A 14,050-nucleotide genomic window follows, 5' to 3' on the forward strand; every position below is an offset into this window, starting at 1 on the left:
CTGCTGAGTTCCAGCCGGGCCCACCACCCCGCCCCTACACTCCGAGCGAACCCTTCGACCAGGCCAGATAGCGAACCGCCACTGGAGTACTAGGAGCTGCCGTTCGGGACGGAAGCCGCCGTTTCCGTCACCGGGGTAGAGCGTGACTTCGCCGTCGGTCCAGATGACGAGCAGATCGCTGTGACCTGTGCCGGAGAAATCTCCGGCGGAAATCTGCTTGGCGTGCTTCCACGTCTCGCCGCTGCCGGGCAGGGCCGGACCGTCCGTCGGAGGCTGGTAGGTGCCGCGGTGGACGTTCTTCGGTCCGATGCCGTTGTTGGCGTCGTTGTAGAGGTCCTGGGCGTCCTTGCCGTAGAGCGGAGCGTACGAGATCCAGTCGACGTCGCCGCCACCGCCCATGCCCCCTACGTTTCCGATCACCTCTCCAGTCCTGGCGGAAGCGTTGTATCCCCTGATCCAGGGACCGCCGGAGACGCCGCCGTAGTAGCCGCCGCACTTCATCTGCATCTGCCGGAACCCATACAGCCGACGGGTTGGCACATCACAGCGGATGGCCTTGTGCTGGCTGTTGTCGCTGGCGTGGGCCGGGTAGCCGACGACCGTCACGTTGTGGTCGTACGACGTCGAGGTGGTGAAGGTGAGGGCGCCGACGACGTCCTCGACCGCGCCCTTGCCATTAGGCGCGACGGTGACGAAGGCGAAGTCCAGGTCCGACACGGCAGCTCTCGTCTGGCCCGTGTCGGGGTAGCGGGGGTCTTTGTAGACCTCGCTGACCGCGAAGAGTCCCCACGGCTGGTTGGCCGGGATCTTGAGGAACTGGTACTGCGGGACGAAGACACGGTGGGTGGCCGCGTTCAGACCGTTCGCACAGTGCCCCGCGGTAAGCACGAGGCTCTTTCCCTTGCTACGCACGACGCTGCCAGTGCAGTAGGTGGCGTTTCCACCGACCGGCGTGCCGTCGAAGAAGAACGTTCCCACCATCGGGAGGCCGTCGAAGTGCGCGGCGTGGGGGGTGCCCGGCGGTGCAGCGGCCGTCGAGTTGGGCACCGGTGGAGCTTTGGTGGGCCCAGTGCCGCGGGCGGCGTCGATTGGTTTGGCCTGGGCCATCCGTTCAGCTGTCCAGTACTGCTCGTCCGCGGTTGAGGCCGGGGCGGCGGGCGGTGAGGTGGGGGTGGACGCGGAGGGAGAAGGGGAAGCGGATGGCGGCGGTGCAGCCGGAACGGGAAGCTGCGAGGCGGAGGGCGTGGAGCCGGAGCGGGGTAAGTCTGAAGGGCTGGGTGTGGGGGGCGACGACGAGGATGAGGCCGAGGGTGAAGGGAGCGTGCTGGCCGGAGAGGGAGCGGCCGACGCCGCCAGGGCAGCGGGGGCGGTGAGTAACACGGTGCTGGTGCCGAGCGCGAGTGCGGTCAACCATTTTGATCTCAATGACTTGCTTCCTGAGTGCAGCGATGACGCCTGGCATCGCAATGTGTTGGTGCGTCAGTTCGACGGAGAGGGCAGAGTAGGCAGTGGTGTGAAAGATCGTCAACGAGTCCGGATAGGCGACAAATGAAGCGATTACGGGCATGGATCGGCGCGGCAGTTCTTACGATTCCGCTGTTCATGTCACTCGGAGCGGAGGGCGTGCAGGCCGCTCCGCTTACAGACGTGCCGTTGCCCCTTCAAAGTGGCGCCGAGCAGTTGGTTCGGCCTGGCGAGCAGATCAGCGTCTCAGTGGGCCTGCAGGACGCCGCCGGCAACGGCGACAGGGTCTTCTCCGAAGCGTTCACCGAGGATGGCCGGATGAGGATGAACGATCCGCACGTCACCGCGGTCATGACGATCTCCTGCACCGCTGCGCCCGGGTCCTACGAGGTGCGCATCAGATCGGGTGGGGACCAGAATCCCTCAGAGATCACGCGGCTCTGGGGCAGTGTTCGGGTGGCTCCGGCTGAAGAGGCGGAGCGTGCGGCGTGCGCACGACGGGTCTCCGAACTGCCGCCTGAGCCCCAGGAGGAGCGCTGGCCGGCGGAGGTGGAGTGGCCCGCGAGCCCTTGGGACGTGCGGACGGTGCGGGCCGGCGGCGAGATGACGGCCACCGATGGCCTGGAGATGGGCGGCGACGGAGGCGTCACGTTGACCTCGTCGGCGTTCACGCGACCAGTGGTCATGCGCGGAGCGAAGAGGGTCTCCGCGGTCGTCCGCATCAGGTGCGACGCGACGCCGGGTCTCTACACCGTGGTCTGGCGAGAGAAGGGGAAGCCGTCAAAGGTCTGGGCCCGACTGCGAGTGGAACCTGCAGTCCCTGGCTGCCACGACCCTGCCCCTACGCTGGCCGACAAGGTCAAGCGCACGGCTCCCTGGCTGGCGGCAGGCATCTGTGCAGCCGCCCTTGCAGTAGGGGCAAATGCCCTGAAGCAGAGGCGGCGTGTCCACCCTCCCCTGTGATTGTGAAGCGTAGCCGCCGCGCACTCCGGAAACGAGTGGTAGATGCGGCACGCACGAGCCGACTGCGCGTTCCGGTTATTCCCGCCAAACCGCGAGAAGGGTGAACGGTTCTCTTTCTGGAAGCAGTCGAGTCGGCGATATAGGCGGATGGTTCACCGTGGCTGAAACGATTCCACAAATGACTTGAAACGCAGACCCGCGCCGGTCGGACTGCTTGGATGCGCAAATTAACCTCATCATGCTGCTGACAGCGTGCGGAGGTGACCCCCGTGAGCGGATCGAGACCGTGACCAGCGCGCCGGGGTCACCCTCTTGAGGCCTAGCCTCGCCGTCTCAGCTGCGGCTGCTGGATAACCGAGCGGGGTTGTTTGGGCGGTGTTGGTGGGTGGCATGGCGGAATCCCGGCGCGGTGGTCGGGTTCTCCAGGTTTCCTCGGGCCGGGGATGGTCAGCTGGCCGGGCGGGGCAAGGCCGCGAGTCGGTGGAAGGTGGCCGACGAGTTTCGCTTCTCCAGGGCCAGGTAGCGGAGATCCGCAGGTGGAGGCGTCGGCTGCCGTGGATGAGGCGGACGGCGGAAGCAGCGGAGTTTCTTGAGCTGGGCGTTGGCCAGCTCGCCGTGCAGCAGCAGGAGGCGGGTCCAGGCGAGGGGGCCGATCGCTGCCAGGGCCTGGCTGCGGCTCCGTCGCAAGAACCCCCGCTGAGGCTGCCAGTGCCGGCAAGGCTCTGGCCTTTGTCGGGCAGGGCAGCATTCAGCAATCATCGGCATTTAACGGAGCGGTGTATTTCGCTTATTCGGTATGGCTAAAAAGTGCGCCAAGGTGTCCCGAAAGGACCTACCGTGCCGAGGCGAGTTCGCTGCGAACCTCAAACGAACCTCAGAAGAATCGAATGTGGGTTGCCGGGGCGCTGTGGCGTATGTGACTGTCGTTCAGTCAAGCGCCGATGACCAACGGCGTTTCACATGCAGAAGGTTGGGCGCCTGAGGAAATTCCTCTCCTGTGTCAGGCTGATTTCAGTTGTGCGTTCCTTCTGTATTTGTTACGCAGGAACAAGTTTTGGGGGAAGTTGAAATGAGAAACACCACTCGCCGGGGATTCGTCGGCGCGATGGCCGCGACCGTCGGAGCGTTAACGCTGGCGGCGGCTCTGCCGGCGCAGGCCAGTGCTGTGGAGGCGCCGTTGCCCTCCACTCCGCAGGCGTACGTCGCGTGGCTGGAGGCCAAGCAGGACCCGGCTGCGGCTGAGACGATCGCTCAGTTCAAGGCCCTGCCCAAGGAGAAGCAGGAGAAGTTCCTGGGCTACCTGAACAAGCCGGACCACTTCAAGGCGTTCATGGACGTCGCGCAGAGCCCCACTGCCAAGCAGCGCGTGCTGGCCGGCGGCGACATCGTCATCAACAAGGAGGAGTCGAACTCATCGAACTCTCCGAGCGCGGTGGCCGGTGACATGAGCGCCTGGCACAGCGTTTCCGACACGATTGTCGGCGTCAAGGTCACGACGGTGAAGCTCGGCGTCAACTACCGGGTCTCGGGCAGCAGGGTTACGGCCGTCCTCAGCGGCTGGGCCAGCCACACCAACTGGGTGCCGGCCCTGGCGTTCGACCACGAGCCGATCAAGAACTGGATCTCTGCCGATCCGGGGAACAACGCCCACTCGGAGACTGTATGGACAGGGAAGTTCGCCATGTACGGCACCTGGTCCTGCCGTCACCGCATGTGGGCTGACCAGGACGGCTTCAAGGACGGTTACCTCAAGAGGGTCTGATGCACCTGGATCGGCGGTCCTGACCAAGCCGCCGGCCGGTATGCCCTGAGCTAACCAAGCTCGCAGTTCGGCAGGCGCGGAACCAGATGTTTGTCCCCGTGGAGTGATGACGCCCACGGGGGCGGGCCTGGCCGTGCCTGCCGTGCTTTCGCCAGCTTCCCCCGGGCTGCTCTTTTCCGCTGCAGCGACCCGGGTTGAGGACGGGGTTCCCCTTCCCCCGCCTCGCAGCTATCGTTTATCGATAACATCGATAAACGATAGCGGAGGTGGCGGTGAGTGAGGACCGGAAGCTCCTTGAGCCCCTGTCCACAGTGGTCTCGGGCGTACTTCGCCTGCTGGTCGGCGTCCTCGCGATCAGTGTTGTCCTGAGCCTCTTCAACAGCGACATCGCATTCTGGAGCGGATCGGGCAACTGTGTCACCGCTGACTGGATCTCCGGCAGCTCGAGCGCTGCCGACGCCATGTTCAGCGCTCGAAACGGGGCGCACGTATCAGCGGTCCCGCAGTACTGCGCCGAACACCCCAGTAACTACCAGCATCTGCTGAGAGTGCTCGGTGGCGTACCAACACTCGTTCTGTTGATCGGCGGGCTCATCCTGCTCAACCGCCTGCTGCAGTCGGCCGCCCGAGACGGCGTCTACACCACACAAACCGCCTCCAGGCTGCACCTGCTGGGCTGGTGGCTGCTGCTCGGCAGCGTGTTCGCGGAAGCCATCGAGGCCGGCGCCCGCGCAGCCCTGCTTGCGACGCTGACCGACAACGTCACATTCTCGGCCGAAGCGGTACTTCACACATCGGCATTCCCCTACCTCACAGTCCTGACCGCCCTAGGGGTGCTCACGTTCGCGCGGATCACGCGTGTGGGGGCCGCCATGCGCGAGGACCTCGAAGGGACTGTCTGATGTCCGACGAGGAAACCGAGACCCACGAAATCCACGTGCATCTCGACCGTCTCCTCGCTGAACGAGACATGACACTGGCAGAACTCGCCGTTCGCGTAGGCGTGACCAATGTCAATCTGTCCATCCTCAAGAACAATCGCGCAAAAGCAATCCGCTTCACAACCCTCACGAGCATCTGCCGAGTGCTCGGCTGCCAGCCGGGGGACCTGCTCAGCTACGGCCCGGTGCGCAGTGATGCCCAGACTGGATAGCCACCGTCGGGCCGCACAATATCGCTCGTTCGGCCAAGGGTGACGCAGCCAACCATCCCACTCGCAGAAAATAGGGGAGAAGTAAATGATTGGAATGATGGACACCGGAATGAAGATCACGGCGGTAATCTCTGTCGCAGTAGTGATCGGCCTGGCTGTTCTCGCCAACAGGTGGCTCAAGCGACGCTGAGCCCGGCTGCGCGACGGAACCGGCGGTCCACGACGACCCGAACCCGGGCCCACGGCTCGACGGGCTGCTGCTCGACATCACCGGCTGGACGGCGGACGAGATTCAGACCGGCGCCGCGTTGATGACCGAGCTCGGCCAGTTCGGCGCCGGCGGCCGAGCCCTGTACGACCCGCGTCCCGGCGAGCGGGGTCGGTAGGACTGGTCCGGCACCTTGACCCCGAATACGGCGAGGGGCCGCGCGGAGACTCCTCACGGCCCCTTGGCCGGTCTGCCTCGGCTCCTACCTCACAGACCCCTTGGTGAGCACGGCCGCGGCGATGGCCACGCCCATCACGCCCACCGCATCCCCACCTTGGAGAGCAACTCGACCCGCTCCGGCGTCAGCGCTGCGGCCCGGCGGCGCTGGTTGTCGACCCACGTTCCGAGCTTCAGCGCCACGTCCTGCTGCGCCTGGCCGTCGCCGGTGGTGATCGTCTCGATGTGCTTGCGGGGCACCGTGAGGTGGCCTTCGCGCGCGACGAACTGTGCTGCGGCGGAGTAGTGCATGACCCACTTGTCGGCCTGGCTGGTGCGCGGCTTCGGCTTCTCGTCCTCGCCGGCGGGCTCGATTTCGAGGACTTGCTCGCACATCCACTGCTGCACGGTGGTGAACTGGTCCCACCCGACCCGCACCGAAGTCACCCACCGGCCGAGGTCCTCGCCCTGGCGCACGACCTCGCCCGCCGTGGTGGGCAGTGCCTGGCCGGCGTCCAGGTGCTGGCGGACGAGGTGGAAGCACCTCTGCAGATCACCACGTACGCGGACACCACACCTGCCACAAACCCGGCACCACCGAGGCCGAAGCCTGGGCGGCCGGCCACCTGACCGCGATCCTCGCAGGCCACGCCGCCCGCACCGCCGACCAGATGACCGCCCAAGCCGACCGGGAACACCCGCCGACCACCCGCCGCGAGGCCGTCGACGCCTGCCACCGCTACCTCACCGGCCACCTCGACCAGCTCCGCTACGACACCGCCCTCAGCAACGGGTGGCCGATCGCCACCGGCGCGGTCGAGGGCGCCTGCCGTCACCTGATCGCCGACCGCCTCGACATCACCGGCGCACGCTGGGGCCTTCACGGAGCCGAAGCCGTCCTGCGGCTCCGCGCCCTCGTCGCCAACGGCGACCTCGACGCCTACTGGCACTTCCACACCGCCCGCGAGCACGAGCGCCTCTATCCCGCGACCGGCCAGCAGGATTTCAACCTCACCGCTTGATCACGAGACTGGTTGCGGACAGACTGCGACCCATGAGGTTCACAGGCATGCCCGCCGGCGTGCAGACCACCGGCGCCGAGGCCGACCTCCCCATGCCCCGGCAGGCTCAGCAGTGACTACCGACCTGCCCCACTTCCGTTACCACCCCGACCCGGTCGCAAGCGGGTCCGTCCGTGAGAGCGCCGAGACCTGCGCCTGCTGCAACCGCAGCACGGGATGGATCTACACCGCCACCTTCTACACGGCCCAGAATGTCGGTGGGAGGTTCTGCCCCTGGTGCATCGCTGACGGCAGTGCCGCTGAACGATTCGAAGGTGAATTCACCGACGCATACGGACTCGACGGCGTCAGCGAGGAGACCCTGGTTCAGGTCACCCGCCGCACACCAGGCTTCCACGCCTGGCAGGATCCGCACTGGCTTTTCCACTGCAACGACGCGGCCGCCTTCATCGGCGAGGTCGGATACACCGAGCTGGCAGCTCACCCCGAGGCACTCGACCAGCTTCGACTCGACCTCCGAATGGGCGGCTGGCACGACGCGTCCCAGCTAGAGAGCTTCCTGACCCACCTCGGCCAGGGGGCAAGCGCCATGCTCTTCCGCTGCACCGTCTGCGGCACCCACCTCGCCTACGCCGACGCTTCATAACCACGGCCCAGCTCAGCGCCCCCCTGTCCCTTCAAAGGAACCGCACCCATTGACCTCGGACATAAGCACGTTCACCACCCCCTCCGTGGAACGCCCGCCCTCTCCCGTCCCCGTCGACTGGGTGGCCGTCGAGGACTGGCTCGGACTGCGGCTGCCAGCCGACTACAAGCGGCTAGCCGACCGGTACGGGCCGCTGGACTTCGGTGAGTACCTGTGGATCCATGTGCCGTGCGTCCAGCGGGACCGCTTCGACTACGGCGAGTGGCTGCGCGCGACGCACCGGGAGGCACGGATCGAGGCGCGGGAGCTGCCCGAAGCCGAGCGGCCCGTACTCCACCCCGAGGCCGGCGGCCTGCTGGCCTGGGGCTGCACCCGGGGCAGCGACGTACTGTTCTGGGACACCTCGGCCTCCGACGACCCCGACGAGTGGACCGTGGTGGTGCGGCACTCGGGTGCGGTGCCGGGTAGCGGCCTGCTCCCCTGGCACCCGTACGACCTCACGCTCACCGGCTATCTGCGGCACACCGTCCGCGACACCTGGGAGCTCCCCTCTCCTCCCGGCCCGCTGCTGGGCCCGCTGCCGGGCACCGTCGCGCGGACCGCCTTCCTCCCCGACACCGAGCCGTGGATCCCGCCCGCGCCGGTCCCACCCCGGCTCACCGAGGCCGAGCGCCGGATCGTCCTGGAGATCGGCACCGGTACGGCCGCGCTGCGGCTGCTGTCGCCGCCACCCGAGCGGCCGTACCTCGGCGACGGCTCCTGGGAGGGGCTGTTCGCTGAGCTGGGCACACGGCTGCCCGGGGAGTACGTGCGGCTGATGGACGAGTACGGCGCCGGCATCTGGAGCGGGTGGCTCCGTTTCCACACCCCGCTCCGGACCGGCGAGCGGCGTTTCCGCACACACGTCGAGGACACCGCGGACGCCTACCGACAGCTCAAGGACGGCCACGCGGAGTGCTACCCGCTGGCCACCTGGCCCGAGCCCGGTGGCTTCCTGCCCTTCGCCAACTCCATCGACGGCGACTACCTCGGCTGGCTCACCGAGGGCGGGGATCCCGACACCTGGCCCCTGATCGTCTGGCCCCGCCACGCGGACCAGGGCCCGCCACTGAAGGGCGGCCTGATCGACACCCTCCTCGACTGGCAGCGCGGCACGCTGGTCACGCACGGGTTCGCCGCCCTGGACGAGGACGACGACCCCGTCGAGTTCGCGGACTTCCGGTCCTGGGACGACCGCGCCTACTGGTGAGCCCTCAGCCGGCGATCACCCGGTTGCCCATCCGGCCGGTGCGCTCGGTGTCGCGCTCGCGCTGGCGTCGTACGACGTACCGGCCGGGGACGATGCCTGTGCCGCCGTGTTCGGGGTGGACGAGGTGGGCGACGGCTCAGCTTGTTCTTTAAGGGCTCTGTCGCTTCCTGGCGCGGGGTTGCCTGTGGTCCAGCCGTGTTGTCAGACCGCATCGGTACGGTTGGGACATGAGAGCTACGGCAACTTTCACCGTCAAAGCGTTCGTCCCGACTGAGCTGAAGCCCGAGCCGGCCGTGTCCACTGGGCTGCCGGTAGGTGTCGCGACGATGGAGAAACACTTCGAGGGAGCGGCCGAGGGGCGCTCGGCGACCTTGTTCACTTCTGCGTTCGACCATGCGGCTGGCATCGGCACCTATCTGGCCATGGAGTCGTTCGAAGGATCGCTGAACGGGCGGGAGGGTTCGTTCAACTTCGTGCACTCGGCGACAACGTCCGGAAGCGACCGCACTGCGGAGTTTTTCACCATCGTGCCGTCCAGCGGCACCGGCGAGCTGGCTGGGATCTCCGGTGCCGGAGGGATGGCCGTTGACGCTGACGGCACGCATCGCGTCTGGTTCGACTACCAGCTTGGCTAGCCCCGGGCTCTGGAACTGCCCGAGATCTGTCGAGCTTTCGGTCTGAAGCGTCTCGGCGTTGTGTTCTTGTTGTCGGCCTCGAAATCTGCCCCGAACCTGATCGCCCGAACGGGGATTCCCCAGACATGAACACGGCCTTCGTCTGATCATGTGCTCCGACCAAGGACGCACCTGAACTCGACGAAGGCCGTGGGGGAATGAGTCTGCTGCACCATGATGTCCGGCGGGGGCCGTTCGCTGAAGCGTCACACTTCCGGGAGGACTTCTTCGCGTGTCTGACTGCGCGGCGTGACGATTTGTTCGAGCTTGCGGACGCGCTGCTGTGCGCGGACGGGCCGGTGACCGCGCCGGTGGAGCTGACGCTGCTGGCCGAGCACCGCCGTGGGCACGGCGCGCTGTACGACGCTCTCAACCGCGGCCGCATCGACATCGACGGGCTGCGGCGGACGCTGGCCGCGCTGCCCCAGCCGAGGGCGGCCGATGACCGGCTCGTCCTGGCCGTGGACGTGACCAACTGGCTGCGGCCGGATGCCGAGTGCAGCGCGGACCGGCTGTTCTGCCACACCTTCGGCCGCGGACCAGCACCTGATGATCCCGGGCTGGCCGTACTTGTTCGTCGCCGCACTCGAATCGGGCCGCACCTCCTGGTGTCAGCTGCTGGACGCCGTGCGGCTCGGTCCCGAGGACGACGTCGCCGAGGTCACTGCCAGACAGGTCCGCCGGGTGGTCGAGGACCTTGTGGCCGGCGGCCGGCGGCCGGTGGCGCGAGGGCGATCCGGACATCCTCATCGTCTTCGATGCCGGCTACGACGCCTCGCGCATGGCCCATCTTCTCGACGGGCTGCCCGTCGAGGTCTTGGGGCGTATGCGTTCGGACCGGGTCATGCGACGGCCGACGCCCTCGCTCAGGGAGTACGCCGGGGCCTATCCCCGGGGTGGGCGGTACCCGAAGCACGGCAAGGAGTTCCGCTTCGCCAAGCCCGAGACCTGGGGCGAGCCCGACGCGGCGACCGTCCAGGTCAGCGACCGCTACGGGACCGCACAAGCGATGGCCTGGGACCGCCTCAACCCCCGGCTCACCACCCGCTCCGCCTGGATCGACCACGACGGCGAACTGCCCATCGTAGAGGGAATGCTGATCCGCCTGCAGGTCGACCACCTGCCCGGCGGAGGAGACCCGCTGCCGCTGTGGCTGTGGTCCTCCACGACCGGCATGACCGGCGCCGACGTCGATCTGCGCTGGCAGGCGTTCCTGCGAAGGTTCGCCCTGGAGCACACGTTCCGGATGATCAGGCAGACGCTCGGCTGGACCCGGCCCAAGCTCCGAACCCCGGCAGCGGCGGACCGGTGGACGTGGTTGATCATCGTCGCGCACACCCAGCTCCGTCTCGCCCGTCCGCTCGCCGAGGACGTCCGCCGACCCTGGGAGAGCCCGATGAAGCCGAACAGGCTCACCCCGGCCCGGGTCCGCCGAGGGTTCAGGAACCTCCGCCCGCACTTGCCCTGCCCGGCCCGTGCGCCCAGACCCACCGGACCCGGCCCTGGCAGGCCGCTCGGCTCGAAGAACCAGCACCCCGCCACCCGCTACAACGTGGGCAAAACCATCCGACGCCCCGAGAGCATCATCGAACGCGACCGGATCAGACCATAAAGAACAAGCTGAGAGGCGGTCAGCCGTCCGGACGATCTGCGGCCTGCAGGCGGGCTCCCGGCAGCACCGGGGCTACGTGCTGCTGTCGTGCTGGCGCTGGCGGCGTTCGAGCCAGTTGGGATCGCGTACGGGTACGGCTGCAGAGGAACCCTCCTCCACCAGGTCCGCGTCGGAGACGGCCATGATCTTGTCGAAGAGCCAGACGAACCGGCCGAACCGCAACGCCGCGAAGACCATGGCGTACTCGAAGATGAAGCGGGCAGAGAGCGGATCCTTGTCCCGGTCCAGTGAGAAGGCGGCCAGGGTCAGAGCGCATGCCAGTGCAGTGCCCTGCAACAGGCTGCGCCAGGTCCGCCTGAGCTCACCACGACGGTGCTGCCGCACGGCACGCAGGCGCTCGCCGTTGGCTGTGGTGTAGATGGCGATGGCGATGGCGCTGAGGCCACCGATCGCCGAGACGGCGCCTGTTGCCGCCGCGTACATGTCGGTGCGCTGGGTGGCGCCGATCCAGGTCAGCCAGTCTCCCGAACCGGATTCCCGGATGATGAGGAGGTGGACCCCGATTACCGTCACCGCGACCAGATAGTCGGCCCATGTGCGCTCGGCCCACTTGTCGATGATGCTCGTACGGACGCCCACACGATCCCCCCACCTAGGTCATGAATGTCCCGCGTCCACCGCGAGCCGGAGCGCGTCCTGATGCTCGGCTGCTGCTCCCAGGATGGCATCCACCGCTGACACGATCCGGATGGAGTTGCCTTCCGCATCCGTGGCCGGAACCCGCTTCTTGGCCGTGATGCTGTGCTCGACCAGCTCGACGAGACGGGTCTGCTCTGGGCCACCGGGGTCCGAGTACACGAGTCGCGCCCGTGCCCGCTCGGCACCGGTGACGACATCGGAGATCTCGTCGAGGTCCGCGAGCAAATGCTCCCGGTGTTCCTTGAGTTCCTTACCTCTAGGCACGGAGATGACCATCGTGACACTGATCTCCCCGTAGGCGTCGCCAGCGACGCGCAGGAGCCGGGCAAGGCCGCCCGGCCGCTCATGCAGCGCGCCCATCTTGTTGCCCATGACCTTTACCTCGACGCGGCTTGCCCCTACCGCAGTCTTGAGCCGCTCGATCTCGGAGTGCGCGACCACAGGGCGTAGCTGCAGTTGGCTTCCGGGGAACATATCGATGCCATTGAGCCAAGTCTCAAGCGACTTGTGACTGGGGGCGGATACACCGCCCTGCATGATGCCCACCACGTTGCCGAACGGCAGGAAGCAGACGACGGAAGTGTCGAGGTAGCCCTCATGCGCCGACTGCTCGAGTTCACGAAGGTCGCCGGTGTCGAAGTTGATGACCGATAGCCACTCGCCGGCATCCTTCACCCTGTGCAGGAGCAGGTGATCCTCCATGTTGTAGGGGAACGTGGTGCCCACAATCCGAGATTCGCCCTCATGCGTACGGGCGCCGACCGGCGCCTGCGCCAGATCTGCGAGTGCCCCGTCCCAGTCCATGAGTTCCGGAAGACGTTGAGCCTCGCCGTCTTTGATAACCACGACCTCGTAGAAACCGACCGTGCGTTCCTTCATGTGGTTCAGCGTGGCCAAGATGTTCCCCTCCCTCCTACCGCTCAGCAGATCAGCCTCTCAGCTGCCTGCCGAGCCTCCTGGGAAGATCGTAGGCCGACGGGGGAAGGTGCAGATCCGCATTCGTTCAGATCAGTGGCTGGCAGTCTTCCTCCTGGCCGGCAAGCCGTGCGTGCCCAGTCGGTGCCAGGTTCGGCGAGGGCGGAGAGTTACTCGGCGTGGAGGGGTTGCGGCGCGGTTTCTGGTTGATCCGCACCCGGTCCAGTGCTCTTGCGACGCTGCGTGTGCTTGTCCGTCAGGCTGCATGGGCCTCTCCCGTGACTCGGTTGCTTGATCTGTGCTGGTCACGGTGGTCCGGGGATCTGTGTGGCTCGGTGAAGTGGTGTCATCGGAATGAGTTGACCTGGTCAACAAGATGCGGCGTAGCAGCTTTGCGCAGTTTCACTGGTCCACGACAGCCGTCGGAGAGGACCTGGAGCGCACCATGCCGTCACTTCCCGCTTCAAGCCGAGCTACATTTTGAAGCATCACTTAGGGTACGAGCTGGCATGATCGGGCCATGCCTATTGCTGTTGAGTTCTTCGTGGCCCCGGATGACGGGGTGGCTTCCGAGATGGGCCCGCGGCATCGCCATCATGGTCTTCCGGCTTTTGCGTGCGCGGACTTCTACCCCGACGATGCGGTGGACGACTGGGAGGTCCTGCTGGTAGGGGGTGCCGCCACAGAGCCGCGTGTTGTTGTGCCGATGAAGAATGACGGCTTCACGGTGTTCGAGCTCCCCGAGAGACTGTGTTCCACCCTGGCGCAGGCGAGCAGGGGCCGGCTCGTTGAGGCCGCTGGTGCCTGGGTCGGACTTGCCACCATGAAAGACGAGGGGGTTCCGGTGGAGGCGGCGGTCGAGGCCCTGACAGAGGTGGCTGATCTGGCCCGCACGGCGGCAGGCCTCCGTCACCCCTTGTACTGCTGGTACTTCTGAGGGAGGCTGGCCGGCCAGCGGCCACCCCTTGCTGCCGACAGCCCGCGGAGCGGGCCACGGGGCCCCTGGAGGCGAAGCCGAAAGGGCCTCGGGTGAGACCGAAGTGAGCACCCACGGGCCGAAGGCCCGGACCCCTGGACTTCGGCATCTGCTACAGCAGTACCAGTGCAGCCGCAGGCAGTGCTCCTCTCTTCCCGGCCAGCCCCGAAAGCTCCGCAGGCCAGGGGCCCGCCCAGGGCACGACTACACTCCGCTACTGCTGGCGCCCGCGATAGCGGGCTGTTCCTGGAGGCGGAGCCGGAAGGACCTGGGTGGGGGAGCGGAGCGGACCCGCCCAACGGGCCGAAGGACCAGACCCCGTGAAACGGGGTCACCCAGGCCTGCGGAGCAGGCCGTTCGAGGTGGAGCGAAGCGGAACCCCGAACTGTCCGGAGCGCAGCGCAGGACACCGGCCCGGGGGGGGGGGCCGGGGGGGCGGCCCGCCCGGCGGGCCGGTCGGGAGCTCGGGGGGGGGGGGAAGAGTGTTTGGG

The 14,050-nt window shown here is 67.0% G+C and carries 15 protein-coding genes and 2 pseudogenes; 12 read left to right on the top strand and 5 right to left on the bottom strand.

Going from position 1 to position 14,050, the window contains the following annotated elements:
• Window positions 1-1,047: trypsin-like serine peptidase (locus ACGFYU_RS37475; protein WP_393831780.1), on the bottom strand; the 1,047-nt coding region annotated here is incomplete at its 3' end.
• 124 nt (window positions 1,048-1,171) lie between these two features.
• On the opposite strand from ACGFYU_RS37475, the gene ACGFYU_RS37480 reads away from it, so the two are divergent.
• Together ACGFYU_RS37480 and ACGFYU_RS37485 are read left to right on the top strand one after the other, a co-directional pair.
• A complete protein-coding gene (locus tag ACGFYU_RS37480; RefSeq protein WP_393831781.1) occupies window positions 1,172-1,552 on the top strand; it encodes a hypothetical protein in 381 nt (126 codons plus the stop codon).
• A gap of 50 nt (window positions 1,553-1,602) precedes the next feature.
• Window positions 1,603-2,427, top strand: a complete 825-nt coding sequence (locus ACGFYU_RS37485; protein WP_393831782.1) for a hypothetical protein — start codon at window positions 1,603-1,605, stop codon at window positions 2,425-2,427.
• Window positions 2,428-2,874: 447 nt separating this feature from the next.
• Here ACGFYU_RS37485 and ACGFYU_RS37490 read toward each other — a convergent pair whose 3' ends face one another.
• Entirely contained in the window at window positions 2,875-3,114 is a 240-nt protein-coding gene (locus ACGFYU_RS37490; protein WP_393831783.1) for a hypothetical protein, read from the bottom strand.
• Between the two features lie 382 nt (window positions 3,115-3,496).
• Between ACGFYU_RS37490 and ACGFYU_RS37495 the strand changes: the two genes are divergently transcribed.
• From ACGFYU_RS37495 to ACGFYU_RS37510, 4 genes are all read left to right on the top strand, one after another.
• Window positions 3,497-4,189, top strand: coding sequence for a hypothetical protein (locus tag ACGFYU_RS37495; protein ID WP_393831784.1), 693 nt, complete (start codon window positions 3,497-3,499; stop codon window positions 4,187-4,189).
• A gap of 272 nt (window positions 4,190-4,461) precedes the next feature.
• Window positions 4,462-5,091: a DUF2975 domain-containing protein gene (locus tag ACGFYU_RS37500; RefSeq protein WP_331738259.1), complete on the top strand. Its 630-nt coding sequence runs from the start codon at window positions 4,462-4,464 to the stop codon at window positions 5,089-5,091.
• Window positions 5,091-5,342, top strand: coding sequence for a helix-turn-helix domain-containing protein (locus tag ACGFYU_RS37505; protein WP_393831785.1), 252 nt, complete (start codon window positions 5,091-5,093; stop codon window positions 5,340-5,342). Before ACGFYU_RS37500 ends, ACGFYU_RS37505 begins: the two co-directional genes overlap by 1 nt.
• A 155-nt stretch (window positions 5,343-5,497) precedes the next feature.
• On the top strand, window positions 5,498-5,728 hold the full coding sequence (locus tag ACGFYU_RS37510) for a hypothetical protein (protein WP_393831793.1): 231 nt from the start codon (window positions 5,498-5,500) through the stop codon (window positions 5,726-5,728).
• 134 nt (window positions 5,729-5,862) lie between these two features.
• On the opposite strand, the gene ACGFYU_RS37515 is transcribed toward ACGFYU_RS37510, so the two are convergent.
• Window positions 5,863-6,243, bottom strand: a complete 381-nt coding sequence (locus ACGFYU_RS37515; RefSeq protein WP_393831786.1) for a helicase associated domain-containing protein — start codon at window positions 6,241-6,243, stop codon at window positions 5,863-5,865.
• A 95-nt stretch (window positions 6,244-6,338) separates the two neighbouring features.
• Between ACGFYU_RS37515 and ACGFYU_RS37520 the strand changes: the two are divergent.
• The 5 genes and pseudogenes from ACGFYU_RS37520 to ACGFYU_RS37540 form a co-directional block, all read left to right on the top strand.
• Window positions 6,339-6,788: pseudogene (locus ACGFYU_RS37520) on the top strand (ISKra4 family transposase); the annotation flags it as partial.
• 112 nt (window positions 6,789-6,900) lie between these two features.
• The gene (locus tag ACGFYU_RS37525; protein ID WP_393831787.1) at window positions 6,901-7,434 is read left to right on the top strand and encodes a CbrC family protein; all 534 of its coding nucleotides are present in this window, start codon (window positions 6,901-6,903) and stop codon (window positions 7,432-7,434) included.
• 49 nt (window positions 7,435-7,483) lie between these two features.
• Window positions 7,484-8,683: an SMI1/KNR4 family protein gene (locus tag ACGFYU_RS37530; protein WP_393831788.1), complete on the top strand. Its 1,200-nt coding sequence runs from the start codon at window positions 7,484-7,486 to the stop codon at window positions 8,681-8,683.
• Window positions 8,684-8,910: 227 nt separating this feature from the next.
• Window positions 8,911-9,318 carry a DUF3224 domain-containing protein gene (locus tag ACGFYU_RS37535; protein WP_393831789.1) on the top strand — a complete coding sequence of 136 codons (408 nt, stop codon included), beginning with the start codon at window positions 8,911-8,913 and terminating at the stop codon, window positions 9,316-9,318.
• 197 nt (window positions 9,319-9,515) lie between these two features.
• Window positions 9,516-10,969: pseudogene (locus ACGFYU_RS37540) on the top strand (NF041680 family putative transposase).
• A gap of 72 nt (window positions 10,970-11,041) precedes the next feature.
• Here the strand turns inward: ACGFYU_RS37540 and ACGFYU_RS37545 are convergent.
• Complete coding sequence (locus tag ACGFYU_RS37545) at window positions 11,042-11,608, bottom strand: hypothetical protein (RefSeq protein WP_393831790.1); 567 nt, start codon at window positions 11,606-11,608, stop codon at window positions 11,042-11,044.
• A gap of 18 nt (window positions 11,609-11,626) precedes the next feature.
• Window positions 11,627-12,565, bottom strand: coding sequence for a hypothetical protein (locus tag ACGFYU_RS37550; RefSeq protein ID WP_393831791.1), 939 nt, complete (start codon window positions 12,563-12,565; stop codon window positions 11,627-11,629).
• 538 nt (window positions 12,566-13,103) lie between these two features.
• On the opposite strand from ACGFYU_RS37550, the gene ACGFYU_RS37555 reads away from it, so the two are divergent.
• Window positions 13,104-13,520 carry a hypothetical protein gene (locus ACGFYU_RS37555; RefSeq protein WP_393831792.1) on the top strand — a complete coding sequence of 139 codons (417 nt, stop codon included), beginning with the start codon at window positions 13,104-13,106 and terminating at the stop codon, window positions 13,518-13,520.
• Window positions 13,521-14,050 lie beyond the last annotated feature (530 nt).

Origin of the sequence: Streptomyces sp. NPDC048337 (assembly GCF_043201175.1) — a bacterium.
Taxonomy (GTDB): Bacteria; Actinomycetota; Actinomycetes; order Streptomycetales; family Streptomycetaceae; genus Streptomyces.

Excerpts from the sequence above, each read along its gene's own strand:
- ACGFYU_RS37485 (WP_393831782.1), top strand. The coding sequence starts at position 1,603 with ATGTCACTCGGAGCGGAGGGCGTGCAGGCCGCTCCGCTTACAGACGTG.
- ACGFYU_RS37495 (WP_393831784.1), top strand. The coding sequence starts at position 3,497 with ATGAGAAACACCACTCGCCGGGGATTCGTCGGCGCGATGGCCGCGACC.
- ACGFYU_RS37505 (WP_393831785.1), top strand. The coding sequence starts at position 5,091 with ATGTCCGACGAGGAAACCGAGACCCACGAAATCCACGTGCATCTCGAC.
- ACGFYU_RS37535 (WP_393831789.1), top strand. The coding sequence starts at position 8,911 with ATGAGAGCTACGGCAACTTTCACCGTCAAAGCGTTCGTCCCGACTGAG.
- ACGFYU_RS37555 (WP_393831792.1), top strand. The coding sequence starts at position 13,104 with ATGCCTATTGCTGTTGAGTTCTTCGTGGCCCCGGATGACGGGGTGGCT.